Annotated in this window: 26 protein-coding genes; 8 read left to right on the top strand and 18 right to left on the bottom strand. The window is 63.4% G+C overall.

The window, feature by feature from the left end:
• The first annotated feature begins 169 nt into the window (after nucleotides 1-169).
• The 4 genes from OIU19_RS15670 (at nucleotide 170) to OIU19_RS15655 (ending at nucleotide 6,713) form a co-directional block, all read left to right on the top strand.
• A complete protein-coding gene (locus OIU19_RS15670) occupies nucleotides 170-1,279 on the top strand; it encodes a hypothetical protein (protein ID WP_264235771.1) in 1,110 nt (369 codons plus the stop codon).
• Nucleotides 1,280-1,281: 2 nt separating this feature from the next.
• Nucleotides 1,282-1,851: a LemA family protein gene (locus OIU19_RS15665; protein WP_264235770.1), complete on the top strand. Its 570-nt coding sequence runs from the start codon at nucleotides 1,282-1,284 to the stop codon at nucleotides 1,849-1,851.
• Nucleotides 1,852-1,933: 82 nt separating this feature from the next.
• Nucleotides 1,934-3,112: an MFS transporter gene (locus OIU19_RS15660; protein WP_264235769.1), complete on the top strand. Its 1,179-nt coding sequence runs from the start codon at nucleotides 1,934-1,936 to the stop codon at nucleotides 3,110-3,112.
• Nucleotides 3,113-3,233: 121 nt separating this feature from the next.
• Complete coding sequence (locus OIU19_RS15655; protein ID WP_264235768.1) at nucleotides 3,234-6,713, top strand: NahK/ErcS family hybrid sensor histidine kinase/response regulator; 3,480 nt, start codon at nucleotides 3,234-3,236, stop codon at nucleotides 6,711-6,713.
• Here the strand turns inward: OIU19_RS15655 and rmuC are convergent.
• Together rmuC and OIU19_RS15645 are read right to left on the bottom strand one after the other, a co-directional pair.
• On the bottom strand, nucleotides 6,685-8,043 hold the full coding sequence (gene rmuC / locus OIU19_RS15650) for a DNA recombination protein RmuC (protein WP_264235831.1): 1,359 nt from the start codon (nucleotides 8,041-8,043) through the stop codon (nucleotides 6,685-6,687). The two genes, OIU19_RS15655 and rmuC, sit on opposite strands and share 29 nt — an antisense overlap.
• A gap of 271 nt (nucleotides 8,044-8,314) precedes the next feature.
• Complete coding sequence (locus OIU19_RS15645; RefSeq protein WP_264235767.1) at nucleotides 8,315-8,731, bottom strand: tetratricopeptide repeat protein; 417 nt, start codon at nucleotides 8,729-8,731, stop codon at nucleotides 8,315-8,317.
• Between the two features lie 954 nt (nucleotides 8,732-9,685).
• Between OIU19_RS15645 and OIU19_RS15640 the strand changes: the two genes are divergently transcribed.
• The 3 genes from OIU19_RS15640 (at nucleotide 9,686) to OIU19_RS15630 (ending at nucleotide 12,087) form a co-directional block, all read left to right on the top strand.
• Nucleotides 9,686-9,910 carry a hypothetical protein gene (locus OIU19_RS15640; protein WP_264235765.1) on the top strand — a complete coding sequence of 75 codons (225 nt, stop codon included), beginning with the start codon at nucleotides 9,686-9,688 and terminating at the stop codon, nucleotides 9,908-9,910.
• Nucleotides 9,911-10,158: 248 nt separating this feature from the next.
• Nucleotides 10,159-10,641 carry a hypothetical protein gene (locus OIU19_RS15635; RefSeq protein ID WP_186554677.1) on the top strand — a complete coding sequence of 161 codons (483 nt, stop codon included), beginning with the start codon at nucleotides 10,159-10,161 and terminating at the stop codon, nucleotides 10,639-10,641.
• A gap of 147 nt (nucleotides 10,642-10,788) precedes the next feature.
• Complete coding sequence (locus tag OIU19_RS15630; RefSeq protein WP_264235764.1) at nucleotides 10,789-12,087, top strand: OmpP1/FadL family transporter; 1,299 nt, start codon at nucleotides 10,789-10,791, stop codon at nucleotides 12,085-12,087.
• Between the two features lie 103 nt (nucleotides 12,088-12,190).
• Here OIU19_RS15630 and OIU19_RS15625 read toward each other — a convergent pair whose 3' ends face one another.
• On the bottom strand, nucleotides 12,191-13,135 hold the full coding sequence (locus tag OIU19_RS15625) for a LysR family transcriptional regulator (protein ID WP_264235762.1): 945 nt from the start codon (nucleotides 13,133-13,135) through the stop codon (nucleotides 12,191-12,193).
• A gap of 114 nt (nucleotides 13,136-13,249) precedes the next feature.
• On the opposite strand from OIU19_RS15625, the gene OIU19_RS15620 reads away from it, so the two are divergent.
• A complete protein-coding gene (locus OIU19_RS15620) occupies nucleotides 13,250-13,510 on the top strand; it encodes a DUF2798 domain-containing protein (protein WP_264235761.1) in 261 nt (86 codons plus the stop codon).
• Between the two features lie 3 nt (nucleotides 13,511-13,513).
• On the opposite strand, the gene OIU19_RS15615 is transcribed toward OIU19_RS15620, so the two are convergent.
• The 15 genes from OIU19_RS15615 to cobO form a co-directional block, all read right to left on the bottom strand.
• Nucleotides 13,514-14,065: a glutathione peroxidase gene (locus OIU19_RS15615; protein ID WP_264235830.1), complete on the bottom strand. Its 552-nt coding sequence runs from the start codon at nucleotides 14,063-14,065 to the stop codon at nucleotides 13,514-13,516.
• Nucleotides 14,066-14,112: 47 nt separating this feature from the next.
• A complete protein-coding gene (locus OIU19_RS15610; RefSeq protein WP_264082859.1) occupies nucleotides 14,113-14,235 on the bottom strand; it encodes a hypothetical protein in 123 nt (40 codons plus the stop codon).
• On the bottom strand, nucleotides 14,232-15,434 hold the full coding sequence (locus OIU19_RS15605) for an MFS transporter (protein ID WP_264235759.1): 1,203 nt from the start codon (nucleotides 15,432-15,434) through the stop codon (nucleotides 14,232-14,234). Before OIU19_RS15605 ends, OIU19_RS15610 begins: the two co-directional genes overlap by 4 nt.
• A gap of 64 nt (nucleotides 15,435-15,498) precedes the next feature.
• Entirely contained in the window at nucleotides 15,499-15,903 is a 405-nt protein-coding gene (locus tag OIU19_RS15600) for a MarR family winged helix-turn-helix transcriptional regulator (RefSeq protein ID WP_264235758.1), read from the bottom strand.
• A 53-nt stretch (nucleotides 15,904-15,956) separates the two neighbouring features.
• Nucleotides 15,957-17,135, bottom strand: a complete 1,179-nt coding sequence (locus OIU19_RS15595; protein WP_372353321.1) for a glycoside hydrolase family 5 protein — start codon at nucleotides 17,133-17,135, stop codon at nucleotides 15,957-15,959.
• A 163-nt stretch (nucleotides 17,136-17,298) separates the two neighbouring features.
• On the bottom strand, nucleotides 17,299-18,039 hold the full coding sequence (locus OIU19_RS15590; RefSeq protein ID WP_264235757.1) for an adenosylcobinamide-GDP ribazoletransferase: 741 nt from the start codon (nucleotides 18,037-18,039) through the stop codon (nucleotides 17,299-17,301).
• Nucleotide 18,040: 1 nt separating this feature from the next.
• On the bottom strand, nucleotides 18,041-18,610 hold the full coding sequence (cobC, locus tag OIU19_RS15585) for an alpha-ribazole phosphatase family protein (protein ID WP_264235756.1): 570 nt from the start codon (nucleotides 18,608-18,610) through the stop codon (nucleotides 18,041-18,043).
• Nucleotides 18,607-19,662 carry a nicotinate-nucleotide--dimethylbenzimidazole phosphoribosyltransferase gene (gene cobT / locus OIU19_RS15580; protein ID WP_264235755.1) on the bottom strand — a complete coding sequence of 352 codons (1,056 nt, stop codon included), beginning with the start codon at nucleotides 19,660-19,662 and terminating at the stop codon, nucleotides 18,607-18,609. Before cobT ends, cobC begins: the two co-directional genes overlap by 4 nt.
• Nucleotides 19,659-20,180 carry a bifunctional adenosylcobinamide kinase/adenosylcobinamide-phosphate guanylyltransferase gene (cobU, locus tag OIU19_RS15575; RefSeq protein ID WP_264235754.1) on the bottom strand — a complete coding sequence of 174 codons (522 nt, stop codon included), beginning with the start codon at nucleotides 20,178-20,180 and terminating at the stop codon, nucleotides 19,659-19,661. The genes cobT and cobU overlap by 4 nt, the downstream gene beginning before the upstream one ends.
• A gap of 1 nt (nucleotide 20,181) precedes the next feature.
• The gene (locus tag OIU19_RS15570; RefSeq protein WP_264235753.1) at nucleotides 20,182-21,636 is read right to left on the bottom strand and encodes a cobyric acid synthase; all 1,455 of its coding nucleotides are present in this window, start codon (nucleotides 21,634-21,636) and stop codon (nucleotides 20,182-20,184) included.
• A complete protein-coding gene (cobD, locus tag OIU19_RS15565; protein ID WP_264235752.1) occupies nucleotides 21,633-22,625 on the bottom strand; it encodes a threonine-phosphate decarboxylase CobD in 993 nt (330 codons plus the stop codon). The genes OIU19_RS15570 and cobD overlap by 4 nt, the downstream gene beginning before the upstream one ends.
• Entirely contained in the window at nucleotides 22,618-23,526 is a 909-nt protein-coding gene (gene cbiB, locus OIU19_RS15560; protein WP_264235751.1) for an adenosylcobinamide-phosphate synthase CbiB, read from the bottom strand. The genes cobD and cbiB overlap by 8 nt, the downstream gene beginning before the upstream one ends.
• Entirely contained in the window at nucleotides 23,523-24,173 is a 651-nt protein-coding gene (gene bluB, locus OIU19_RS15555) for a 5,6-dimethylbenzimidazole synthase (RefSeq protein ID WP_264235749.1), read from the bottom strand. Before bluB ends, cbiB begins: the two co-directional genes overlap by 4 nt.
• Nucleotides 24,170-25,465: a cobyrinate a,c-diamide synthase gene (locus OIU19_RS15550; RefSeq protein ID WP_264235748.1), complete on the bottom strand. Its 1,296-nt coding sequence runs from the start codon at nucleotides 25,463-25,465 to the stop codon at nucleotides 24,170-24,172. The genes bluB and OIU19_RS15550 overlap by 4 nt, the downstream gene beginning before the upstream one ends.
• Nucleotides 25,462-26,073, bottom strand: coding sequence for a cob(I)yrinic acid a,c-diamide adenosyltransferase (gene cobO, locus OIU19_RS15545; protein WP_264235747.1), 612 nt, complete (start codon nucleotides 26,071-26,073; stop codon nucleotides 25,462-25,464). Before cobO ends, OIU19_RS15550 begins: the two co-directional genes overlap by 4 nt.
• Between the last annotated feature and the right edge of the window lie 36 nt (nucleotides 26,074-26,109).

Genomic DNA, 26,109 nt, shown 5'->3' with positions numbered 1-26,109 from the left:
GCTTTGCCGTTGCCCGATCGCTTCGCGCTTGATATCCATCGCGCGCAACGCTGGCAGCTCGATCGAGGCTGAGGCACACTGCGCGCAGTCCGCGGCCAGCCGCTCGGCAGGCTGGACGCCGGCCCCATCGCAAGTTGCGGGCGCTATTCAAGGATGACAGAAGGGATCGATGGGTAATCGCACGCACAACGCTCAATTGAAGGGCGTAATTGAATTCGCTACCCAGACTGGGCAAAGCGCCAGCAGCAAACAAGATCTTCTGCATGCAGTGCAGGCGATCCGCGACTTCAAAGGCCCATTACGCTTCGACAATACCCTGCCCTGGTGCCTGACGCTGCTGCTTGCCAGCCTAACCCTGGTTGTCGTTGGCCTTTGCTACCAGTACCCCATGCAGGCAACCACTTGGGCCGCCAAGGTCACCCCGGACAAAGCCCATCTGCTGTTGCTGGCCGTGATAGCAGGGTTGCTGACCCTGACCGTGCTCAGCCTGCGCGCGATCTTCAAGCGGGCCAACCTGCTGTCAGGTCTGTCCACTGACCTGGCCAGACGCTCAAGCCTGTTCAGCGCCGGACTGAGCCCTATCGACAGCCCACCTGGGTTGATCCTTGAGCAACTGTGCGAGCACTTCGAAGATTATCAACGCGGCAACCACAGCCGCGATATCACCCGTGCGCTACGGGGGCGCTATCAAGGCCCGCTGTACAGTTTCGAATACGCCTACTACCAGTTGCATTACGTGGTCAGACGCCTGGAACAGGAAGAGGTGTCGGACGGCAAAGGCGGTACGCGCCAGCAAACCCGCGTGGTCTACGACCATCATGATCGCTTCAGCCTGGTGCTGGACTTCCCCTGGATCGAGGGCATTGCCGTGCGCTCGAGCGGGCCGAGCGCCATCGACTTCGAGCACAAGCACCAGACCTCTTCGACCGACTTCAACCGCGCCTTCACCCTGACCGGTGCCAGCGCCATGGCTTGCGCGCGCTTCGCCAAGCCTGTGACAGTTGTGCATCTGCTTGGCCTCAAGCCGAGGTTCAGCCAATTGAACCTTGAGTTCTCGCTGAACCAGGGCGGGTTGTGCATCAGCTTCGACAACAGCGACCTGCTTGGCTTCCAGATGCCGTGCGACTTGCATTCGCCCAGCGAATTCTACGCATTGATCGACGCTGGAGTGCCACTGCCCGCGCTTACCCAACTGTTCGAAGCGATCCACACGCTTGCCGAGCAGCATGACGACAACTTCAACCTGCCTCGCCAGGCAACCCCTCATATGGAGAACTGACAATGGATATCCCGGTCATCATCGGGCTGGTCATCGCCGTCATCGTGTCGTTAACGGTGATCGGCCTGTACAACTCGATCATCGGCGGGCACAACCGCGCGCAACGCGCCTGGGCCGATGTGCTGACCTATGAACGGCAGAAAACCAAGGTGCTCGATGCCCTGCAGGAGCAAGTCACTCAGTACCAAGGGTACGAGCAGAGCCTGCTTGGCGAGATCACCCGTCTGCGCAGCGCCATTGCCGAGTTGCCGGCTGCGGCCGATGGCAACTCGCTGGCCAAGACCGAACAGGCGACCCAGGCGCTGTTGAGCGGGCTGCGGGTCGCCTTCGAAGCCTACCCGGACCTCAAGGCGTCCGAGGTGCTGAACAATCTGATGCGCGAAATTACCGAACAGCAGGAAAACGTCGGCGCAGCCATCGTCATCTTCAATGGTGAGGTCGAACGCTTCAACAATACCGTCCAGATGTTCCCAGGTTCCCTGGTCAATGGCGTGCTGAACAAGAAGTCCACGATCACGCCGTTTACCGATGCACAGGCTGCGCAGGGTTTCTCGTACCGACCGAACCTGTAGGCAATGCAGACGTCGCCGAGGGCGGCGTCGACTGAGACCTATACTGGGCTTCCTGCGGTACTCCGACGACAAGGACGTGGCAATGCTCGCTGCACTCAAGCGCTATCCCCCTGCGGTCAACCTGCTGCTGCTGACCACCTTCGTCCTGACCTTGGCCCGTGCGATTACCCTGCCCTACCTGGTGGTCTACCTGGCGGACAACTTCCAGCTCGCAGTCAGCCAGATCGGCCTGCTGATCGGCGGCGCGTTGATGCTCGCGTCGCTGCTGAGTCTGTACGGCGGGCACCTGGTCGACACCCTGCGCAACCACACCTTGGTAATCAGCGCCACGCTGCTGTTCGCGCTGGCCTTCGGCGTTGCCATCGCCAGCCGCTCGGCGTTGCTGTTCTTCGTCTGCCTGGTGCTGATCAACCTGGCCCTGGCGGTGGTCGACATTGCCGCCAAAGCGGGCTTCTGCGCGCTGCTGCCGGTCGAGGAGCGCGCCGAGGTGTTCGCCATCAAGTACACCTTGAGCAATATCGGCTACGCCATCGGCCCGCTGCTGGGCGTGGCGCTGATCGAGCTGGACGATCACCTGCCGTTTCTGGTCTCGGCAGCGATCGGCCTGGGCATGTGCCTTTGCTATGCGCGCCTGGGCGATCGGCAGTTGCGCGCGAGCAGTCCGGGACAAACAGGCGCCGGCTTTGGCCAGGTGGCCCTGCGCCTGGCGCGGGATCGACGACTGGTCTGCTTTACCCTGGGTGGGGTGCTCAGCGCAGTGGTGTTCGGCCAGTTCACCGCGTACCTGTCGCAGTACCTGGTGGTCACCGCCAGCCCCGCCGAAGCGGCGCGGCTGGTGGGGTACCTGGTGACGACCAACGCCGTTACCGTGATTGCGCTTCAGTACCTGATTGGCCGGCGTATCAGCCGCCAACGCCTGATGCCCTGGCTGCTGGCCGGGATGGGGCTGTTCATCGCCGGGCTGCTGGGCTTCTCCCTGGCTGATTCGGCGCTGGCCTGGTGCCTGGCGATGCTGGTGTTCACCCTGGGCGAGATCATCGTCATTCCGGCCGAATACATGTTCATCGACCTGATTGCGCCGGAGCCTCTGCGCGGGGTCTATTATGGCGCGCAGAACCTGTCCAACCTCGGCGCGGCGCTAGGGCCGGTGATCGTCGGGTTTGCCTTGGGGCAGTGGGTGCCGGTGACGGCCTTCTACCTGCTGGTGTTGTCGGTGATACTGGCGGCAGTGTTTTATTACCTGGGCACGCAAAAGCACTAGATATCGGCTCAGGGCCCTGCGACGTCCTGCCACTGCGACCATGGTCGGCGCTGACGAAGCCCGAGCAGCGTGCCAGACTGGTTGATCGGGACCGCGTAGGTTTTTTTGCTCCGGAGTCTTCATGTCGTTATCCAGCGGGCTGATCGCCGTGGTCGCCCTGGCCTACATGGCCATCATGTTCGCCATCGCCTTTTATGGCGATCGCCGCAGCACGCCGTTGCCGCCGCGCCTGCGTGCCTGGGTATACAGCCTGTCGCTGGCCGTCTATTGCACCAGCTGGACCTTCTTTGGCGCCGTCGGCCAGGCCGCCGAACAGCTGTGGGCGTTCTTGCCGATCTATCTGGGGCCGGTACTGTTGCTGATCTTCGCGCCGCAAGTGGTGCAGAAGATGGTGCTGATCAGCAAACAGCAGAACATCACCTCGATTGCCGACTTCATCGCCGCGCGCTATGGCAAATCGCAGAGCCTGGCAGTGGTAGTGGCGCTGATCTGCCTGGTCGGCGTACTGCCTTATATCGCCTTGCAGCTCAAGGGCATCGTGCTCGGGGTCAACCTGCTGATTGGCGCCAACGCCGACGCCACCGGTACCCGCGTACAGGACACCGCCTTGGTCGTGTCGCTGGTGCTGGCGCTGTTCTCGATCGTGTTCGGTACGCGCAGCCTGGACGTCACCGAGCACCATCGCGGCATGGTCCTGGCGATTGCCTTCGAGGCGCTGGTCAAACTGCTGGCGTTCCTGGCCGTGGGCGTGTTCGTGGTATTCAACCTGTACGACGGTTTCGACGACCTGTTCACCCAGGCGCGCCAGTCGGCGCACCTGGAGAGCTACTGGCAGGAGACCATCAACTGGCCGTCGATGGTGGTCCAGACCGGCGTGGCGATGATGGCGATCATCTGCCTGCCACGCCAATTCCATGTGACCGTGGTGGAAAACATCGAAGCCCAGGACATGCGCATGGCGCGCTGGGTGTTCCCGATGTACCTGGTGCTGGCGGCGCTGTTCGTGGTGCCCATTGCCCTGGCGGGGCAGATGCTGCTGCCGGGCACGGTGATCTCCGACTCGTTCGTCATCAGCCTGCCGCTGGCTGAAGCCCATCCGAGCCTGGCGCTGCTGGCGTTCATCGGCGGCGCTTCGGCCGCCACCGGCATGGTCATCGTCGAGGCGGTGGCGCTGTCGACCATGGTCTCCAACGACATGCTGCTGCCCTGGCTGCTGCGGCGCAAGAATGCCGAACGGCCGTTCGAGGCGTTCCGCCACTGGATGCTCTCGGTACGCCGGGTGACTATCGTGGTCATCCTGCTGCTGGCCTATGTCAGCTACCGCCTGCTCGGCTCTACCGCAAGCCTGGCGACCATCGGCCAAATCGCCTTCGCCGCCGTCACCCAACTGACCCCAGCGATGCTCGGCGCGCTGTACTGGAAGCAGGCCAACCGCCGCGGCGTGTTCGCAGGATTGGCCGCCGGTATCTTCCTGTGGTTCTACACCCTGGTGCTGCCGATTACCGCGCATAGCCTGGGTTGGTCGCTGGACCTGTTCCCAGGTTTGGCCTGGCTGCATGGCAACCCTCTGAACCTGCCGATCACCCCATTGACCCAAGGCGTGGTGCTGTCGCTGGCGGGCAACTTCACCCTGTTCGCCTGGGTCTCGATCCTGTCGCGCACGCGGGTGTCGGAACACTGGCAGGCCGGCCGCTTCATCGGCCAGCAGACCAGCGCCCGGCCCAACAGCCGCTCGCTGCTGGCGGTGCAGATCGATGACCTGCTCAAGCTCGCGGCGCGCTTCGTCGGCGAGGAGCGGGCGCGGCAGAGCTTCATCCGCTTCGCCTACCGCCAGGGCAAGGGTTTCAACCCTAACCAGAATGCCGACGGCGACTGGATCGAACACACCGAACGCTTGCTCGCCGGGGTGCTCGGCACCTCCTCTACCCGGGCAGTGGTCAAGGCCGCCATCGAAGGCCGCGACATGCAGCTTGAAGACGTGGTGCGCATCGCCGACGAGGCCAGCGAGGTGCTGCAGTTCAACCGCGCCCTGCTGCAAGGAGCGATCGAGAACATCAACCAGGGCATCAGCGTAGTCGACCAGAACCTGCACCTGGTGGCCTGGAACCGCCGCTACCTGGAGCTGTTCAACTACCCGGACGGCTTGATCAGCGTGGGCCGGCCGATTGCCGACATCATCCGCTACAACGCCGAGCGCGGGCTGTGCGGACCTGGCGAGGCCCAGGTGCACGTGGCGCGGCGCCTGCACTGGATGCGCCAAGGCCGGGCGCACACCTCCGAGCGGCTGTTCCCCAATGGCCGGGTCATCGAGCTGATCGGCAACCCGATGCCGGGCGGTGGCTTCGTCATGAGCTTCACCGACATCACCCCGTTCCGCGAGGCTGAGCAGGCGCTCAAAGAAGCCAACGAAGGGCTGGAGCAGCGGGTCGCCGAGCGTACCCATGAGCTGTCTCAGTTGAACCAGGCACTGACCGAGGCCAAGAGCCGCGCCGAGGCAGTCAGCCAATCCAAGACCCGCTTCCTGGCGGCGGTCAGCCATGACCTGATGCAACCGCTCAATGCCGCCCGGCTGTTCTCCGCGGCGTTGTCGCAGCAGGCCGAAGGCATGTCGGACGAGGCCCAGCAACTGGTCCAGCACATGGACAGCTCGCTGCGCTCTGCCGAAGAGCTGATCAGCGACCTGCTGGACATCTCGCGCCTGGAAAACGGCAAGATCACCCCGGACATCAAGCCCTTCGCCCTCAGCGACCTGTTCGACACGCTGGGCGCCGAGTTCAAAGTGCTGGCGGCGGAAAAAGGCCTGGAGTTCCGCTTGCGCGGCAGTCGCCTGCGGGTCAACAGCGACATCAAGCTGCTGCGCCGGGTGCTGCAGAACTTCCTCACCAACGCCCTGCGCTATGGCAAGAGCCCGATCCTGTTCGGCGTACGCCGCCAGGGCGAGCGCCTGTGGCTAGAGGTATGGGATCGCGGGCCGGGCATTACCGACGACAAGCTGCAGGTGATCTTCCAGGAGTTCAAGCGCCTGGATAGCCACCAGACGCGCGCCGAGAAAGGCCTGGGCCTGGGCCTGGCGATCGCCGATGGCCTGTGCCGTGTGCTGGGGCATACGCTTGAGGTGCGCTCATGGCCAGGCAAGGGCAGCGTGTTCCGTGTCAGCGTGCCAATCGCCAGCGCCGCAACAGCCGCGCCTAGTGCCCCTGCCGAGCAGCAGCCCGGGCAACCGCTGGCTGGCCTGCACGTGCTGTGCGTCGACAACGAGGCGAGCATCTTGATCGGCATGAACAGCCTGCTAAGCCGTTGGGGCTGCCAGGTCTGGACCGCTCGCAACCGCGAGGAATGTGAAGCGTTGCTGGCCCAAGGCATGCGCCCACACCTGGCATTGGTCGACTATCACCTGGACGATGGCGACACCGGTACCGAGCTGATGGCCTGGCTACGGACCCGCCTGGGTGAGCCGGTGCCAGGGGTGGTGATCAGCGCCGATGGGCGCAACGAGACCATCGCCATGGTCCATGCCGCTGGCCTTGATTACTTGGCCAAGCCAGTCAAGCCCGCAGCGTTACGCGCCTTGCTCAATCGGCATCTGAGCCTGGTTCAGTAAGCGCTTCGTCGCTCAAGGCGCGCTCGAGCAGCTCGGCCGGCAGACTCTTGCTGGCGCGAGCGCCGAGCAGCTTGAGCTGCTCGCTACGACTGATCAGGTTGCCGCGCCCTTCACAGAGTTTGTTACGGGCCGCCGAATAGGCTTTGTCGACTTGTTGCAAGCGCGCGCCAAGCTCGTCCAAATCCTGAATGAACAGCACGAACTTGTCGTATAGCCAACCGGCGCGCTCGGCGATCTCGCGGGCGTTCTGGCCTTGGCGCTCTTGCTTCCAGAGGCTGTCGATGACCCGCAGGGTCGCCAGCAGGGTGGTGGGGCTGACGATGACGATCTGTCGGTCGAAGGCTTCCTGGAACAGGTTGGGTTCGGCCTGCAGCGCGGCTGAGAAGGCCGCTTCGATGGGCACGAAGAGCAGCACGAAGTCCAGGCTGTGCAACCCTTCCAGGCGGCTGTAGTCCTTGCTGGACAGGCCTTTGACGTGGCTGCGCAGCGATTGCACATGTTGCTTGAGCGCCGCTTCGTCATTGTTACTGACGAACTGCTGGTAGGCGGTGAGGCTGACCTTGGCGTCGACCACCACCTGCTTGTCGCCGGGCAGCATGATCAGCACATCGGGCTGATAACGCTCGCCGTCGGCGCTTTTCAGACTGACCTGGGTCTGGTACTCGCGGCCCTTTTCCAGGCCGGCATGCTCCAGCACTCGCTCCAGGATCAGCTCGCCCCAGTTGCCTTGGGTTTTCTGTCCCTTGAGGGCCTGGGTCAGGTTGGTCGCTTCATCGGACAGGCGCAGGTTGAGCTGCTGCAGACGCTCGAGTTCTTTGCTCAAGGAGAACCGCTCGCGGGCCTCTTGCTGGTAACTTTCTTCCACGCGTTTTTCAAAGGCCTGGATGCGTTCCTTAAGCGGATCGAGTAGTTGGCCCAGGTGCTGTTGGCTGGTCTGGGCGAAGCGCTGTTCGCGCTCATCGAAGATCTTGCTGGCCATCTCGGCGAACTGCGCACGCAGGGTGTCACGGGCTTGCTGCAAGTCTTCCAGACGCTGCTGGTGGCTTTCCTGCTGCTCGCGCAGCTCAGCCTCCAGGCGCGCTGACTGGGCCTCCAGCCGGCGTAATTCGGCTTCACGGCTGGTGCGTTCGAGTTGCCAGGCATGGGCGGCGTCGCGGGCGTTGTCGCGGTCGATCTGGAGCAATTCCAGCTCACGGCCGAGGGCCGCGAGGTTGGCTTGCTTGACGCCGTTGGCTTCGCTAAGGTCGCTGATTTCGTCGCGGCTGGCGTCGAGTTGGGCCTGTAGGCCTTCGTGGGCGAGCAGGGCCGCGCTGAGGCGCTCTTCGAGCAGCGCCAACGCGTTCTGCCGGGCCGACTGGCGACGCTGGTTCTGCAGGATCCAGGTCAGGCAGGGAACTGCCGCCGCCACGATGCCCAGCAGAATGCTGGCCAGATCTACTGCCATAGCTACCCCAATTAGTTCGATTTCGGTGGATGGAGCTTAACAGTACGCAGGCTGTTCGGTCCTCGGGCCAGCGTTGCGGGCCTGCGCAGGCAAGCCTGCGCCTACAGTGACTGCGGGGCCTGTAGCAACTGGCTGTGCTTGCGATGGCCCACAATGGTCAGGTAGAGGACATCTGCTTGAGCAACCGCCCCGCCTCCTGCGAGCCCTGCCCTGCCGCCAGCTCCAGCCAATAGCGCGCCTGCTCCGGCTCGCTGCGCTGGCACAAGCGGCCATATTCCAGTTGAGCACGACGATCCCCCGCCCGCGCCGCTTGGCGCAGCAGTTCATGGCCAATACGCCGATCCCGGGCATTACCGCAGTCGCGGCAAAGCATCTGCCCCAGGCGACTCTGTGCCACCACCACACCCTGGCGCGCCGGCTGCTTGAGCAAGCGCCCAGCCAGGTGCTTGACGCTGTGCTTGTCACCCAGGCGCGGGCTGTCGAGCAGCCACAGGGCTACTTTCAGGGAAAAGCGCTTGGGAACAGGCTCGGACGATGCGGGGGGTTGAGCGAAGTTTTTACCGCGAAAATTCATGACTGACAGCGAAGGCAATTCGTGAGGCGCGCCACTCTACTCCATTTTTTGCGCGATGGCCTGAGCGTTTTTTGATGAAATTTCAAAAAAAATTCGATGATCTTTTCTTGACGTTTTCTCACCGGCATTTATCACCCAGGCGATTCACGACGATTGTCGGACAGTTATGAATATTGCTGGCACGCCCGTCCTAGAGCAAGCGCTCGGGACAATCCACAGATCCTGTGGATAACTCGGTGGACAACCACTTCATGTTGCCTTCAAACCCCCATGAAATGGGGCCTACAGTCAAACTGTCGATTTTTTCACCAGCTAAAATTAGTGTTTTTTTTCATTGACTTAAGCTTGCAGTCAAGGCATTGGCGAGGCCGCCGGCGGTTGTTGCAGTGCTGTTACAAGCTACGCCTCAAATGTGTACAAGTGCACCGAAACCCCGCATTTGGATGCACGAAAATAGTCCATGCGACCGATTGGCCTGGTTGCTACCCCACTTCACAAGAGGGCAAAGAACAGACATACTGATCGGCTTCGCGGCTAAAAAGCAGTGACGCTTGCACTCTCTGTTTTTTTCCTGTAGGGTGCGCCTCGTTAGTACCCAGCTGAAAATCAATTCTGGCCAGTAAGGTCCCTGCAGCGTCCAGCTCCCCCCAAGAGCAGCACCTGCTGAAACAGGACCGGCCCTTTCGATGATTCACTCGGCAGCCAACGCTGCTCCAGCACGAATCACCTCGCAGATTGATCGGGATCTTCACCCAGAGGCCTTGAACCTTCGCCTCGGTGTGCCTGCCCGACTTTTGACGTACCTACCAGTCAGCCCAGCGCCTACCTATTGAATGCGCCACCTCTGGCTGCCCTGTTCCAGTCAGGTTCAACGCCTCCTTAATAAAGGCGTCACTGGAACGTTTCTAAGATGCATGGATCGTATTCCATGACTAATGCAGGAACCTCCACATAATGACAAATCATCATCAGTTTCAGCGTGCCGTCGGCACTCTCTCTCAGGCCTTCGCCCCACTGAAGTGCCTCATCGTTGCCCCACGCAAGGGCAGCTTCAGCTTCACCCTGGTCGACGAACACGGTATCGCTTGCCACAGCGAGCGCCTGTATCCCGAGCAGTACAACCGCGCCGAACCGCTGCAAGCGGTCATCGATCGGGCCCGCCAATCGCTGACCGCGTGATTGGCGAATGCCAGCCCATTCATGGGTTGAATCGGCGCATTTCCCTGCTGCCTGTTGGTTCTTGGCCTAATTGCTGTATGGCATATGGCGAACGACCTCAGGCAGCAATCGATTTAAAAACAGGCCTTTACGCCGTGATTATCACACTACACTTCAACTCGAGTGGTGTAAGCCGCTTCCGGCGGGCCTGATCCTTCACCAGCTGCCAAGCTCCAGCGCCCGTCGGCCCTTTATAGAACGAGGGCATCATGGGTATCGCTGCGAATGAATTGTGTCAGTATGTGATCCGACCAACCCTGGTCTACCTGAACCGTCATTGCGCCAGCGCCGAGGCTTTGCTACTCGGTGTCGCCGCCAGCCAATCGGCACTCGGTTCAGCCTTGCACGACCGACGCGGACACGGTCTTTACCGAATCGGTGAGACACGTCACCAGGCCCTGTGGGACGACTACCTCGCCCGCGATCCGGACCTGGCCAGCCTGGTCCGCGGCCTTGCCAGCCAGCACGCCTTCCTGGGCGGGCCGCACCTGGAGCTGACAGTCAACCTGCGCTACTCCACCGCCATCGCCTGGATGCTCATCGAACAGCAATCCACCGCCCTCCCCGCGCCCGATGATCTGCTTGGGCTTGCCCGAATCTGGCGGCAAATCTTCCAACCCCAGGGACGCCTGCGTGACTTCACTCACGCTTGGCACACCTGCATTGAACCAATCCTGTCGGAAGCCTCCTAAGCGTCATCCTACAAAAAACCGGAAAAAACGGGAATTTTGGTCGGATTGTCCTACAAAACCGCTCTATCTCCTGCGTTTGAGGCTATGGCGCGGCGCGTGATTTGTTGGTAGCTTTTCGCCCCGGAGATCCCAAGGAGTTTCACAATAATGAAAAAAGTAATGCTCAAAACCTCCCTCGGCGTCGCCGTTGCTCTCGCTTCCAGCCAATTGCTGGCCAGCGGCTTTGCCCTTAACGAGCAAAGCATCAGCGGCATGGGGACAGGTTTCGCGGGTCGTTCTTCTTCTGCCGAAGATGCCAGCACCGTGTTTGGCAACCCTGCTGGCATGTCGCGCCTCAAGCGTGAACAGATCACCGTGGGTGGCGCCGCCGTTATCGCAAAATCCGACATCTCGGGCCCAGGCAGCAACTATGGGGGGGAAACTGACGGTGACATGGTCCCTGTGGTTGGCGTACCGATGGGTTACTACGTCAAGCCAATCGATGATCACTGGAGCGTAGGTTTTGGCGTGTACGTGCCGTTCGGTCTGGTTACCGACTACGGTGGAGACGACGCCGCACGTTACTGGGGCAAGAAAAGCCACGTAGAAGTCATCACCTTTCAGCCGACCGTCAGCTATGCCTTCAACGACAAGGTATCGATCGGTTTTGGCCCTACCTTCAACCGGATCAAGGGTGAGCTGGGTTCCAACCTGCACAACCTGGTTCCAGGCGGTGGGGATGGTGAAGTCAAGATCAAGGGCGACGACACCGCAGTTGGCTACAACATCGGCCTTTTGGTGCAAGCAACTGACCGTACCCGGTTGGGCCTGACTTACCACTCGATGGTCGACTACAAACTGGAAGGCAAGACCAAGGTCGGTTATTCCGTACCGCCCCTGGGCATCAATATCGACGACAAGTTCGACGCCACCCTGAAGATCAAGACGCCTGAGTCGGTGGACTTCTCCATCACTCACGAACTTGACGATCAGTGGACCCTCTACGCAGGTAGCACCTGGACTCGCTGGAGCCGTCTGGAGGCCATCACCGTCAACAACGACCTGCCTGCTGCGCTGGCTGCAAACCCGATTGGCGGCGCCTTCGGCACCATCAGCGAAGAGCAGAACTGGCATGACACCTGGGCTCACGCTATTGGCGTGTCCTACAAGGTCAACAAGGAGTGGACGCTGCGTACCGGCTTCTCGGTCGATCAATCGCCGACCAACAACCATGACCGCTCGCCACGCATTCCGACTGGCGATCGCAAGATCTTCAGTGTTGGCGCAGGCTGGAGCCCGACCGAAGACATGACCATCGACGTGGCCTATTCCTACCTGTGGGAAGAAGACACCAAAGTCAACAATCAGCCGGACTCACCAACTGTAGGCGCGCTGAAAGGCTCGTACCAAGCCAAGTACGAGAACAGCGCTCACGGGGTAGGTGCTTCGCTGACCTACCGCTTCTGAGCTGCTTTTGAGCCGCTCTTGAGAAAGCCAGGCTGCATGAAAAAACCGCCCTCGTGGCGGTTTTTTTTGAGTTTTGCGTAAGCACTTTCCGGCCCACCAGCCACTACCAAACAGATGAATCCGCTTGCACGCCCCACCGCTGCCCCAGGCACTCTTGTAGATAATCCATGAATACCCGCACCTTGGCTGTCATGGCAAAGCGGTCAGCCACGCACAGGAAAACATCCATCGGCTCGGTCTGCGCATAAACCAGACCAGCCTCGGAGCACTCGAACAAAGGCACCAACGCCCCAGCGTCGAGATACGGCCGGACGATGAACTCGGCCAACCGGGCAATCCCGCCATCGTTGAGCGCCATCTGGGTCAGGGCATCGATATCGTCGCTGATCAGCACCTGACCGAACTGGGCCTCGAAACGCACGCCGTCCCCCACAAAGCCCCAGCGCAAGAAACGCCCATCCACCGGATAGCGGAACACCAGGCAACGATGGTCACGCAGCGACTGCGGCGTAGGCGGCAGGCCAGCGCTCGCCAGATAGCCCGGCGATGCGCAGCAGATGAAGGGAATGCGTGCGATATGCCGAGCGATCAGGTGGTCTTCGAGCTGCGGGGTAATTCGCACGCTGACATCGACCTCCTCGCGCGCATGGTTGACCTTGCGATCAGTCGTAATCAACTCTATCGAAAGCTGCGGGTAGCGTGCACTGAAGGCAGGGATAAACGGCGCCAGCACATGCCGGCCGAATGCCGAGGTCGATGCAATGCACAGGCGCCCCTGCGGTTCGCTGTCAGGCGTGCTCACCGCTTGCTCGGCCATGGCGAGGTCATGCTCGATTTGCCTGACCCGCTGGTAATACAGGCTGCCCGCCGGGGTCAGGGTCATGCTGCGGGTAGTGCGAGACACGAGCCGCACCTGCAAGTGCGCCTCAAGCCGGGCCAGGTTCTGACTGACAGCCGCGGGACTGATCCCCAGCAGACGCGCGCCACCGGCGATACTGCCCGCCTCGACCACCTTGATGAAACTGCGAATGGTGTTGAGCAGATCCATGGCGAGCCCTGATGATTCGTAAGAATCTCTTTATAAAGAACTCAGCCGCGACGGTCTACAGCCCGCCTTGCCCGCTTGTTAACCTGCGCCTCCACCCACTGCTGGAGGTCATCGATGAGCGAACTGTCTCCCACCCGTAGCCGGCGGCGCTTGCGCCCAGGTGCCACGCCTTATGTGTTCGCGTTGTATATGTCGGCCATCATGGCCTTGCTGATGTGCTTTGTGATCACTGCAGCCAATGCCGGGGTTACCCCCGACTATCTGGCCAACGTGCTCAAGGCCTACCAGCTGGCAATGCCGGTGGCCTTTGTCTGCGTGTTGATGGTGCGCCCCGTGGTCGTGCGCCTGGTGGCCCTGACCGTGCACCCCCACTAAGCCTCAGGGCTGAGAAGCAATGGCTTTTTCGATCGCCGCCTTGAACTCAGGATCGTCAGGCTTGGTCAGGCTGGAGAAGTTGGCGATCACCTTGCCGCGACGATCCACCACGTACTTATAGAAATTCCACTTGGGCGCACTGCTCTGCCTGGCCAGCTCGCTGAACAACGGCACCGCATCATCGCCACGCACGTGCTGCGCCTTGCTCATGGCGAAGGTCACACCATAATTGGCATAGCAGACCTTGGCGGTTTTCTCGCTGTCGGGGTCTTCCTGCTTGAAGTCATTGGAAGGTACGCCAAGCATCTGCAGACCTTGCCCCTGGTACTCCTTGTACAGCGCCTCAAGCCCCTCGAACTGCGGGGCGAAACCGCAGTAGCTGGCAGTATTGACCACCACCAGCGGCTTGCCGGCAAAGCGCTCGCACAAGTCGATCTGCTGTTTGCCGCTAAGCTCCGGCAGGCTGCCCTTCAACACGGCCGGGCAGTCTGCGGCCCAGCTTGAGGCCAGTGTCGCCAGGGCCAGGAAAGGTATCGCCAGCCAGCGTGCATGCATCATGGTAGTTCCCCTGCAAGACAGTCCTTGAACTTGCAGGGTAGCGCCTAACAAAGGCTCATGCCCAGTTGCATCAACGCCAAGCCTCCCCGGTGCCAGCCCCACCAGGCCAACGCCAGCAGCACGATTGCTGCGGCTGCCAGCAGGCTAGCGCCCAGGTAGCGGTTCATGCCGCTTGCGCCTGCAGACGGGCGACCGGACGCTCACGCACCGGCCAGTTGAGCGCGGCAGCCAGCAGACTGAGCAGGATGGAGATCTGCCAGACCAGGTCATAGCTGCCCGTGCGGTCGTAGACCACCCCACCCAGCCAACCGCCGAGGAAGGCGCCTAGCTGATGGAACAAGAAGACGATGCCGCCGAGCATCGACAGGTTACGCACGCCAAACAAGGTGGCCACCGTGCCATTGGTCAGCGGCACTGTAGACAGCCACAGCAGGCCCATCGCAATGCCGAACAGGTAGGCACTGAACTGGGTCACCGGCGCCCACAGGAACAACACGATCACCACCGCCCGCAGCAGGTACAGCGCCGTCAGCAAGCGCGGCTTGGACATGCGTCCGCCGAGCCAACCGGCGGTGTAGGTACCCACGATATTGAATAGCCCGACCAGCGCCAGTACGGTGGTGCCGATGGTCGCCGGCAGGTGCTGGTCGACCAGGTAGGCCGGCAGGTGCACGCCAATGAACACCACCTGGAAGCCACAGACGAAGAACCCCAGTGCCAAGAGCCAGAAGCCCGAATGCGAACACGCTTCGCGCAGTGCCTGGCCCAGCGTCTGCTCAGCGCCATGACTGGGCAGCGGACGATCCTTGAGCAGGCCCACGAACGGCACGATCAACGCCACCAGCAGGCCCAGTACGAGCAAGGCCGCCGACCAGCCCAGCCACTGGATCAGGCCGAGCGTGCCCGGCAACATGGCGAATTGGCCAAACGAGCCTGCCGCACTGGCGATGCCCATGGCCATGCTGCGTTTTTCTGCTGGCACGGCGCGCCCAACCACCCCGAGGATGACCGAGAAGGATGTTCCGGACAGGCCAATACCGATCAGCAAGCCGGCGCTCAGCGACAGCGACCAGGCCGAGTCGGCCATGCCCATGGTGATCAACCCTGCGGTGTAGAGAATCCCACCGATGACCACCACCTTGGCTGCGCCGAAACGGTCAGCCAGCGCGCCGGCGAACGGTTGGGCCAGACCCCAGATCAGGTTCTGCAAGGCAATGGCGAAGGCAAACACCTCGCGCCCCCAGCCGAAATCGGCGCTCATCGGCGCCAGAAACAGCCCGAAGCCATGTCGCACCCCCAGAGACAACGCCAAAATCAGCGCCGCCCCCAGTAGTACCCATCCACTGGTTCGCCAAACGGAAGTCATTGTTGTTGTCTCCAGCACATCGCAAGGTTAATGCGGGTATATACCCGCTTATCATCGTACGCGGTCAAGCCAAACGCTCCAGCAAGCGCACCAGTTCATCGCGCTGCCCCTCGCCCAATTGCTCGACCAACGTCAGCTGAGCGCGCTCCCAGGCCGGACCGGCATCCTGCAAGCGTGCTTTGCCAGCCTCGGTCAGCAGCACCACTCGATTACGCTGGTCTGCCCCCTCAGTAAGGGCCACCAGGCCTTCGGCCTCGAGCACCTTGAGATTGCGCCCCAGGGTACTGCGATCCAGGCCCATGGCTTCAGCCAGGCTGGTGATACTCGGTTGATCGAGCCGCTGTAGATGGCGCAACAGGGAAAACTGGGCGACATTGATGCCGAAGCCGGCAAGGGCCTCGTCGTAATGTCGGCTCACCCCGCGAGCGGCTCGACGCAGGTGGGTACAGATGCATTCACTGGTCAGCATGGATACGTGTATATACCCGCATCACTGATGTTGCAAGACGTTTCAAACGCGGATCATTGCTGCAAGCGCTTGCGGACGGGCTCGAATGCCGCCGTGGCCGCACGCTTGAGCGGATCCTCGGCGCCCTGCTCGATCGCCTGCCAGTAGCGCCACGGTACCTTGGCAGTGCCCAATTCGTAGTCCATGCCATCCCAGCTGTCCTCACGAAAACTGTAGAAAGCCCAATGCAGGGCGTTTTTGTCCAACACCGTCAGCACATCTTCAAGGTACTGCTGGCAACCGGGCAGACGTCGCATGCAGCCGAACTCTCCGACCACCAGCCGTGAATGGGGCAGTTTCACTCGGTCGAACCACTCAAGCGGCGCTTGCAGATACTGCGCTACCCGCTGGGCATTCCATTGCTCGGTACGCCCGGCAAAAGGCACCGGCCCGGGATAGGCAAAGGGCTTTTTGCGGGTCATGTTTGGCGCACTGGTAGCCGCGTAGGGTTCGTACATGTGCACGCTATACAGCACCCGCTCATCGCTCAGCGCTGCTGGCCAGTAGGCGAACGCATCCGCTGCCGCGTACCAGCCGGCGTCGAGCATGATCGGCGTGTCAGGGTCGACCTCACGGATCGCCGCCAGCAACTGCTGGTACAAGCCCGGCAAATCGCGGGGGCCGCCCTGCTGGGCGGCGTACCACTGCTGCATCCGCTGTGGGTCTGCGTGTTCGGCCACACCGCCGAGTTTCTCCGGCGCGGGCTCGTTGATCAGGTTGTAGGCGGCGACTGCCGGGTAATCCTTCAGCGCCTGGGCAAGGTCACGCCAGAAGGCGGTGGCTTGCGCCCAGTAATGTTTGTCTTGCCAGAGGCGATCATCGAATTGGTCGTGATTGTTCTGCGACCAGCGCATCCCCGGCAGCGAAAGCGGTGCGATCACCACTTTCAGGCCTGCGGCATGGGCATGGTCGAGGACCTGCCTGAGCTGGGCCAGGTCGGCTGTGGCGAGCCCCCGATAGGCATCGGCATTGCCCAGCAGGAAGTCGCGTTGCTCAGGTTGCCATTTGTCGTAGGACAGCCGCACCCAAGTGGCGCCATAGCCTTGCAGGGCTTGGAAGTAGGCTTGGTTCGGTGGCAGCCGGTTGAAGCTGTTGCCGCCGTGGCGGGGGGTATTCCAGAACTCGATCAGATCGGCGCCATGGGCTGATTGGATGGCGAGCAGGAACAGGCTGGTGAGTATCCAATGGCGCATGCTCGGCGCCTCCTTGGCAGGCTTGAGAAGCGCTCAAGGGTACGCCTGCTCTGCCAGGGGAGCATTGCCTCAAGGATTGCTGGAGATTGCGACTGACCGCCAAGGCTCAATCGCGGGGCAAGCCCGCTCCCACGTATTGCACCGAGCTACAGCCATGCAGCAATCACGTAAGAGGCAGCAACGCCAGCCCCAACACCACTGCCAATTCCAACAACTCAAGCATCGCCCCGGCGGTATCCCCTGTGGTGCCGCCCAGCCTTCGACACATGAGCTGACGCAACCAGGCAAACACCACGCCCGCCAGCAGCACCAGCCACAGCGCCGCCCAGCCGCCCAACGCCACACAGGCCAGTGCACTTGCCAGCAGCACCCAGCGCGCCGTGCGCTTAGGCAGATGCTCAGCGAGCGCTTGCCCAAGTCCACCGGGACGTACGTAGGGCGTGCAGAGAAACAACCCCAGCAACGCCGCCCGCCCAACCACGGGCGCCAGCACCAGCCAGGCGCCGACGCCGCGCTCGACCAATACCCACAGCGCGCAGAACTTGAGCAGCAGCACCAACACCAGGGTGACCACGGCGATCGGCCCGCTGCGCGGATCTTTCATGATCAGCAAGGTGCGCTCACGATCGCCAAAGCCGCCCAGCCAGGCGTCAGCGCTGTCGGCCAGTCCATCCAGGTGCAAGGCGCCACTGAGCAGCACCCACAGGGTCAGCAGCAAGGCGGCATGCAACGGTGCTGGAGTGCCGTGCAGCAAATGGCTGGCCGCCCACAACAACAGGCCGAACAGCAGGCCTACCAGCGGATAGAACAACAGTGAGCGGCCAGTCTCACGCGGTTCAGGCATCCCCGGCAGGGTGACCGGCAGGCTGCTGAGAAACTGCAAGGCGATCCACAGTGGCAGCATCTCAGGGCAGCTCCCGCAGTTGTCCGTTTTCTTCCAGTTGCAGACGCACCAGCGCGCCATGGCCGACTTCGACCTGCAGCAATTGCTCACGGGGCAGCCCCCGCGCACGGGCCAGCAGCAGGCGCATCACCCCGCCATGGGTCACCAGTAGCAGCTGTTTGCCAGCATGCTCGCGGTGTAGACGCTCGATGGCCGTCAGCACCCGTTCAGCGAAGGCCTCGACCGGCTCGCCGCCCGGTGGGGTGAAGGCATAGGGATCGGCCCAGAACAGCCCAAGCGCATCGGCTTGATCCTCCATGATCTGCGCAGCACTGCGCCCTTCCCAGTCACCGAAGTGCAGCTCGCGGATGCCCGCTTCCAGCTGCACCGGCAACGCCAGGCGGGCGCCGAGTTCGTCAGCAAAGTGCGCGCAGCGTTGCAACGGCGAAGTCACCAGCGTGTGCCACGGCCCGGCCTGTTCGACCGCCGCACGCATCTGCGCCCAACCCCGTTCGGTCAGGGCGTCGTCAAGGCTGCCGCGCAGGCCGCCACCCAGCTCGGTTTCACCATGGCGCAGCAGGTCGATGATCATGCCGGGCGGTCCGCCACCGCAGCTTCGGCAAAGGTCGCCATCTGCCCGTGCAGGGCACAGGCCAAGCGCATCAATGGCACCGCCAACGCGGCGCCGCTGCCCTCGCCCAGGCGCAGGCCGAGGGCCAGCAGCGGCTCGGCCTCAAGGGCCGCGAGCAGCGTCTGATGTCCAGGCTCTGCGCCCTGGTGGGCGAACAGCAGCCAGGCACGGCAGTGCGGATTCAGGCGCACCGCGACCAACGCAGCGACGCTGCAGATAAAGCCATCGACCAGCACCGCCACACCCTGCTGGGCACAGGCCAGGTAGGCGCCAGTCAGTGCGGCGATCTCGAAGCCGCCGACGCACGCCAGCGCCTGCAATGGGTCATCGGCACGCAGCCCGTGCAGGAGCAAGGCACGCTCGATGACCTCAGCCTTGTGCCGCACCCCTGCTGTGTCCAAACCCGTGCCTGGACCGCTCAGTTCACGTGCCGGGCAACCGAGCAAGGTGCTCGCCACGGCTGCGGCCGCAGTGGTATTGCCGATGCCCATCTCACCGCCGATGAACAGCTGGGCGCCCTGCTCGGCAGCGCGTAATGCCGTTTCACGACCGGCCTGCAACGCCGCCCGCAGTTGCTCGTCAGTCATCGCCGGACGCTGGGCAAAATTGGCCGTACCGGCGCCCAGACGCAGATGGCGTACGCCCGCTAGCTGCAAGGTGGGATCGATGGTACCGAGGTCGACCACTTCCAGGCTCGCTTCGAGCTGGCGCGCCAGTACGCTGATCGCCGCGCCGCCAGAAACGAAGTTGCGCAGCATCTGCCCGGTCACCGCCTGCGGATAGGCCGAAATGCCCTCCTCGACCACGCCATGGTCGCCCGCGAAAATGCTGATCGCAACGTGCTCCAGGCTCGGCCGCTCACGCCCTTGCAGGCCAGCCAGGGTCACGGCCAAGGCCTCTAGCTGACCGAGCGAGCCGGTGGGTTTGGTCAGTTGCTGCTGACGGGCGCGGGCCTGGTCCATGGCGGCGTTATCGACAGTTTGGCAGGCATCACGCCACCACGATTGGGTCATAGAGCAGGTCCTTTGAGCATCAGAGGAAGGCCGGCGACGGTAAGCACCACGCGCTCGCAGCGCTCGGCTACGGCCTGGTGCAGCCAGCCGGCCAGATCGACATAACGGCGGGTCAGTTCGCCCATGGGCACCACGCCCAGGCCGGTTTCATTGCTGACCAGAATGATCGTGCCCGGCAGGCTTTGCAGGCAGTCGAGCAGCGCGTCGCGCTCTTGCGCCAGGCGCTGGTCGTCGTCGAGCATCAACAGATTGGTCAGCCACAGGGTCAAGCAGTCCACCAGCAGGCAGCGTCCTGGCACCGCCTCGGCGCGCAGTACCGCGGCCAGCTGCAGCGGCTGTTCGATCAGCGCCCAGTGATCGGGGCGGCGCTGGCGATGCAGCTGCACCCGCGCATTCATCTCGCCATCGAGCGGCTCGCTGGTGGCGATGTAGGTCACCGCCAGGCCCGAGTCCTGGGCCAGTTGTTCGGCCAGGCGACTCTTGCCGGAACGGGCACCGCCAAGGATCAGGTTGCGCATCTCAGGCGACTCCACACAATTGGCGCAGGTGCGCGGTGTCCAGGTGTTGCTCGATCAGGTCGGCCAGGCGCTCGATATCGCGTTCGCGCAGGGCCTCGTAGTCGATGCTTTGCACCGCTTGCAGGCCGGCCCAGCGCAACAGCGCGGCGCACGACTGGCTACCTTCGAACAGGCCGTGCAAATAAGTGGCGAGGACCTGCCCATCGGCGCTGATCGCGCCGTCGCAGCGGCCATCGGCCAGGTGCACGGCAGGCTGCTCCAGGGCCGGGCCTCGGGTCACCCCCGCGTGGATCTCATAGCCGGCAACCGCCGACTGCTCCAACTGCAAGGTGCCAGCGACGTTGCGCAGCTGTTTCTCGGCCTCAAGCTCGGTGACGTAGTCGAGCAGGCCCAGGCCGACACTGGTACCCGGTGGGCCTTCCAGGCCAAGCGGATCTCGCACTTCGCCACCGAGCATCTGTAAGCCGCCGCAGATGCCGATCAGCTTGCCGCCGTAGCGCAGATGGCGCGCGATGGCGCTGTCCCAGCCACGCTCGCGCAACTGCGCCAGGTCGGCGCGCACGCTCTTGGAGCCCGGCAGGATGATCAGGTCGGCGGGCGGGATAGGTTGGCCGGGCCCGATGAACTGCAAATCGACCTGGGGATGCAGGCGCAGCGGGTCGAAGTCAGTGTGGTTGCTGATCCGCGGCAGCACCGGCACGATCACCTTGAGTACCTGCTCGGCCTTGCTCGGCTGACGCACGTCGATGGCGTCCTCGGCTTCCAGGTGCAGGTCGGTGACATACGGCAGCACGCCCAGCACCGGTTTGCCGGTGCGCTGTTCGAGCCAGTCCAGGCCCGGCTGCAACAGGGCGATGTCACCGCGAAAACGATTGATCACAAAGCCTTTGACCCGCGCCTGCTCGCTGGCCGAGAGCAGCTCCAAGGTGCCGACCAGGTGGGCGAACACCCCGCCGCGATTGATGTCGGCCACCAGGATCACAGGGCAGTCGACCGCCTCGGCAAAACCCATGTTGGCGATATCGCCAGCGCGCAGGTTGATCTCGGCAGGCGAGCCGGCACCTTCGACCATCACCACCGGGTACGCCGCCGCCAGCCGCTGGTGCGAGGCCAGCACGGCCTGCATGGCGATGGCTTTGTAGTCGTGGTAGGCAACGGCGTTCATGCTGGTGACCGCCCGCCCGTGGATGATCACCTGGGCGCCGGTATCGCTATTGGGCTTGAGCAGCACCGGGTTCATGTCGGTGTGTGGCGCCAGCCGACAGGCCTGCGCTTGCACCGCCTGGGCGCGGCCAATCTCGCCGCCGTCGGCGGTGACCGCACTGTTAAGGGCCATGTTTTGCGGCTTGAACGGCACCACGGCAATGCCCTGGCGCAACAGCCAGCGGCACAAGGCGGTGACCAGCGTGCTCTTGCCGGCATCGGAAGTGGTGCCTTGCACCATGAGGGTGGTCATGCCGATTCCTTCTGGTAATCATCGAGCGCCAAGCGCAGGCGCTGTTCGTCCGCCGCGCTGGCAGGCAGGCCGAGGCGCACCGCCGCAGGGTGCTCGAACAAGCGCACGAGGATGCCGCGCTGGGCGAGAAAGTCATGCAGGCGCGCGGCCTGCTCGCCACGGATGTACTGGAACAGGTCACAACCGCCACTTGGCGTCAGGCCTGCATCATTCAACAGGCTTGCCAGGCGTTGGCTGGCCTGGCGACAACTGACGATCTGCGCGACATGAGCCTGCTCATCGGCCAGGCACGCTTGGCCCAGCACTCGGGTCGGACCGGCAACGGTCCACGGCCCAAGCAGCTCGGCCAGGCGCAGCAACAAGCTCGGCTCAGCCATGACGAAGCCCAGGCGCACCCCGGCCAAACCGAAAAACTTGCCGAACGAACGCAGCACGATCAACCCTGCACGCTCGGCGCAGTCGACCACGCTGTGCTCTGGGGTGTTGTCCATGAACGCTTCATCGACCACCAGCCAGCCGCCACGGCGGGCCAAGCGGGCATGCCAGTCGAGCAGGCGCTCGCGCGGTACAGTGCGTCCAGTGGGGTTGTTCGGGTTGACCAGCAGCAGCACCTGCAGGCGGTCGAGCGCCTGTTCGACCTGCTCATCGTCAAGCTCCACCAGTTGGTGGCCAGCACGTTGCCAAGCGTACGGGTGCTCGGCATAACAAGGCCCCAGCACCCCGACCCGACCTGCCGCACGCAAGTGTGGCAGCGCCTGAATCGCCGCCTGCGAGCCAGCCACCGCCAACAGGTGCTCGGTCCCGTAGTAACGGCGCGCCGCCTGTTCCAGGCCATCTTCGGTCTCAGGCAAGCGCGCCCAGGCCTCAATGGGAATGGGCGGGATCGGGTAGGACCAGGGGGCAATGCCGCTGGACAGATCGAGCCACTGCTCGCGGGCAATCCCGTAGTGACGCACGGCCCGCTGCAAGCGGCCTCCGTGTTCAAGCATTGAGGTAGCCTCCCAGACAGATCACCAGCAGCCACAGCCAGACGCCGCGCTGCACCAGGCCCCAGCCACGCTCGATGGCATCGGCATCGGCCATCGGGCCTTGGCCCAGGCGCGGACGCTCGTGCAGTTCGCCGTGGTACACCGCAGGGCCACCCAACTCGACCCCCAACGCACCAGCGCCGGCGGCCATCACCGGCCCGGCGTTAGGGCTGTCCCACAGCGGCCCCTGCTGACGCCAGCAGCTGAGCGCCAGGCGGGTCTTGCCCAACAGTGCGTAGGTCAGGGCCACCAGCCGTGCGGGAATATAGTTGAGCACATCATCGATTTTCGCTGCGGCCCAGCCGAAGCGCTCGAAGCGCTCATTGCGATAACCCCACATGGCATCGAGGGTATTGCTCAGGCGATAAAGCACCACACCGGGTGCGCCGGCAACGATGAACCAGAACAACGCGGCAAACACCGCATCGCTGCCATTCTCCAGCACCGACTCGGTGGCTGCGCGCGCGACAGCGGGCTCGTCGAGCTCACGGGTCTCGCGGCTGACCAGATAACCCACGCGCTTTCTGGCCTCATCCAGATCGCCACGGCGCAAGGCCTCGGCTACTGGCAGCACGTGCTCGCCCAAACTGCGCAGGCCGAGCGCGCAGTACAGCGCCAGCACCTCGACCAGCCAGCCGAGGTAGGGCAACCAAGAGAGGATCAGCGCCAGCAGGGTCAGCGGCACCACCGCCAGGAACCAGGCACTAACGCCATGACTGCGCCAGCCCCTGCCGCCGGCATTGAGCCGCTGCTCCAGGCGCGAGGCGAAATTGCCGAAGGCCACCAACGGATGGCGGCGCTGCGGTTCACCCAGCAAAGCGTCCACGGCCACCCCGGCCACGGTCAGCAAAGCCACGCTCATCGGCGCACTCCCCATTGGTTGTCATAGAGCATGTCGCTTAACGGGCGTTGCTCGGCCCAGTTTTCCATGACCAGCATCGGCGCTGGGTAGAACGCCTGTACCGGGCCCAGACACAGCACCGCCACTGGCTTGGCACCGGCTGGCATGCCCAGCAGTTCGCCCAGTGCCTGCGGGTCGAACAGCGACACCCAACCCATTCCCAGGCCTTCGGCACGCGCCGCCAGCCACAGGTTCTGGATGGCGCAGGCAAGTGAGGCAAGGTCCATTTCAGGCAAGGTGCGGCGGCCGAAAATGTGCGGCTCGCGGTTGTCCATCAACGCCGCGACCAACACTTCGGCGCAGTCGTTGATGCCCTCGACCTTGAGCTTCATGAACTCATCGGAGCGCTCGCCGAGCGCCTCGGCGGTGCGCGCCCGTTCCTGTTCGACCAGGGCCTGGATGCGCCCGCGTAGTTCACGTTGGCTGATGCGAATGAAGCGCCAAGGCTGCATCAAGCCGACGCTTGGCGCCTGGTGAGCGGCGTTGAGCAGGCGTGTGAGCAGCGCCGGGGCGATCTCTCCACCGGCAAAGTGGCGCATGTCGCGACGCTCCCCAATGGCTCGGTAGACTGCGGCGCGCTCGGCCGCGCTGAAGGCGTGCTCGCTCATGGTCGCAGCAGCGCCGCCGCCGCGTCAGGGTTGGAGGGGAAGTAGAAGTGCACATACGACGCCGTCAGGCGCCCCAGGCGATAGACCGCCTCGTTGCCACGCCCGCCGTTGGGACTCAAGCCACGGGCGATGGGTTCGAGCGAGGTGGTGGTCAGCGAGTGGTGATAGGTATGCCCGCGCAAGGTGCCTTCCGGCAGCTCGACCGCCTGCAAGGCCAGGGCGGCGAGGCGCTTTTGCATCACCGCTTCGCCGGGCAGCAGGCCAAGCAGTGGCGCACGCTCGCCAGCGACATCGGTCAGTACATCGAGCAAGTACAACATGCCGCCACATTCGGCCAGCAGCGGTTTGCCCTGGGCATGGTGGGCGCGGATCGCTTCCAGCATCGGCGCATTGGCGGCCAGGGCCTGATGGTGCAGCTCAGGATAACCACCTGGCAGGTACAGGCTGTCTACCGCTGGCAACTGGCGGTCGTGCAGTGGCGAGAACAATTCGAGCTGGGCACCCATCTCGCGCAACAGGTCGAGGTTGGCGCCATAGGTGAAGGCGAACGCCTCATCCTGGGCCACGCCAATGCGCAGGCCGGCCAGCGAAGGCACTGCTGCGGCGCGTTGAGGGGCGTCGAACGCTACCGGCGGCGGTAGCGCTGCATCGCAGCTCGAGCCCAGTGCTTGGGCGGCGGCGTCCAGGCGCAGGTCCAGATCGTTCAATTCGCTCGCTTGCACCAGCCCCAAGTGGCGGCTGGGCAGCTCGATGCCGCGTTCACGAGACAGCCCGCCATACCAGCGCAGGCCTTCAGTAAGGCTACCTTCGAGCAACTGGGCATGCCGCAGGCTGCCGACTCGGTTGGCCAGCACCCCGGCAAACGGCAAATCCGCCTGGTAACGCGCCAGCCCCAGCGCCAGCGCACCAAAGGTCTGGGCCATGGCCGTGCCGTCGATCACGGCCAGCACCGGCACACCGAAATGGCGCGCCAGATCAGCGCTCGATGGGGTGCCGTCGAACAGCCCCATGACGCCTTCGATCAGGATCAGGTCGGCATCAAGCGCTGCCTCCCAGAGCAGGCGGCGACTTTCCTCGGCGCCGATCATCCACAGGTCCAGCTGGTACACCGGGGCACCACTGGCGCGCTCGAGAATCATCGGGTCGAGAAAATCAGGCCCGCACTTGAACACCCGGACCTTACGCCCAAGGTTACGGTGCAGGCGTGCCAGGGCAGCGGTGACCGTGGTCTTGCCCTGGCCGGAAGCCGGTGCCGCGATCAGCACCGCCGGACAATGCCGGGTTTGGCTCATAGTTCCACGCCCTTCTGCGCCCGGATGCCAGCCTGGAAGGCGTGCTTGAGCATGCCCATCTCAGTGACGGTGTCAGCCAGCTCGATCATCTCCGGTTTGGCTGCACGCCCGGTGACGATGACGTGCTGCATGGGCGGACGGGCCTGGATGTCGGTCAGTACCTGATCGAGGTCGAGGTAGCCGTGCTTGAGGGCGATGTTCAGCTCGTCGAGCACGACGAATTGAATCGATGGGTCTTGCAGCAATTGGCGCGAGACCGCCCAGGCGGCTTCGGCGGCGGCGATATCGCGCTGGCGGTCCTGGGTTTCCCAGGTAAAGCCCTCACCCATCACGTGGTAGCGCACGTGCTCGGGGAAGCGGCGGAAGAACAGCTCCTCGCCGGTGCTGTTGCGGCCTTTGATGAACTGCACCACGCCGCATTGCATGCCATGGCCCAAGGCCCGGGCCAACATGCCAAAGGCCGAGCTGCTCTTGCCCTTGCCATTGCCGGTCAGCACCAGCAGCAGGCCGCATTCGTTGGGGGAATTGGCGATACGCTCGTCGATGATCGCCTTTTTGCGCTGCATGCGCGCCAGGTGGCGTTCGTCACGTTCGGGGGTTTCGCTCATCAGGGTTCTCCGCAGGCTGGCGACGCACGCAAGGGC

The organism is Pseudomonas sp. BT-42-2 (genome assembly GCF_025847435.2).
Taxonomy (GTDB): domain Bacteria; phylum Pseudomonadota; class Gammaproteobacteria; order Pseudomonadales; family Pseudomonadaceae; genus Aquipseudomonas; species Aquipseudomonas urmiensis.
The sequence above is the reverse complement of the archived record's forward strand: the minus strand, read 5'-3'. Positions and strand labels throughout refer to the sequence as shown.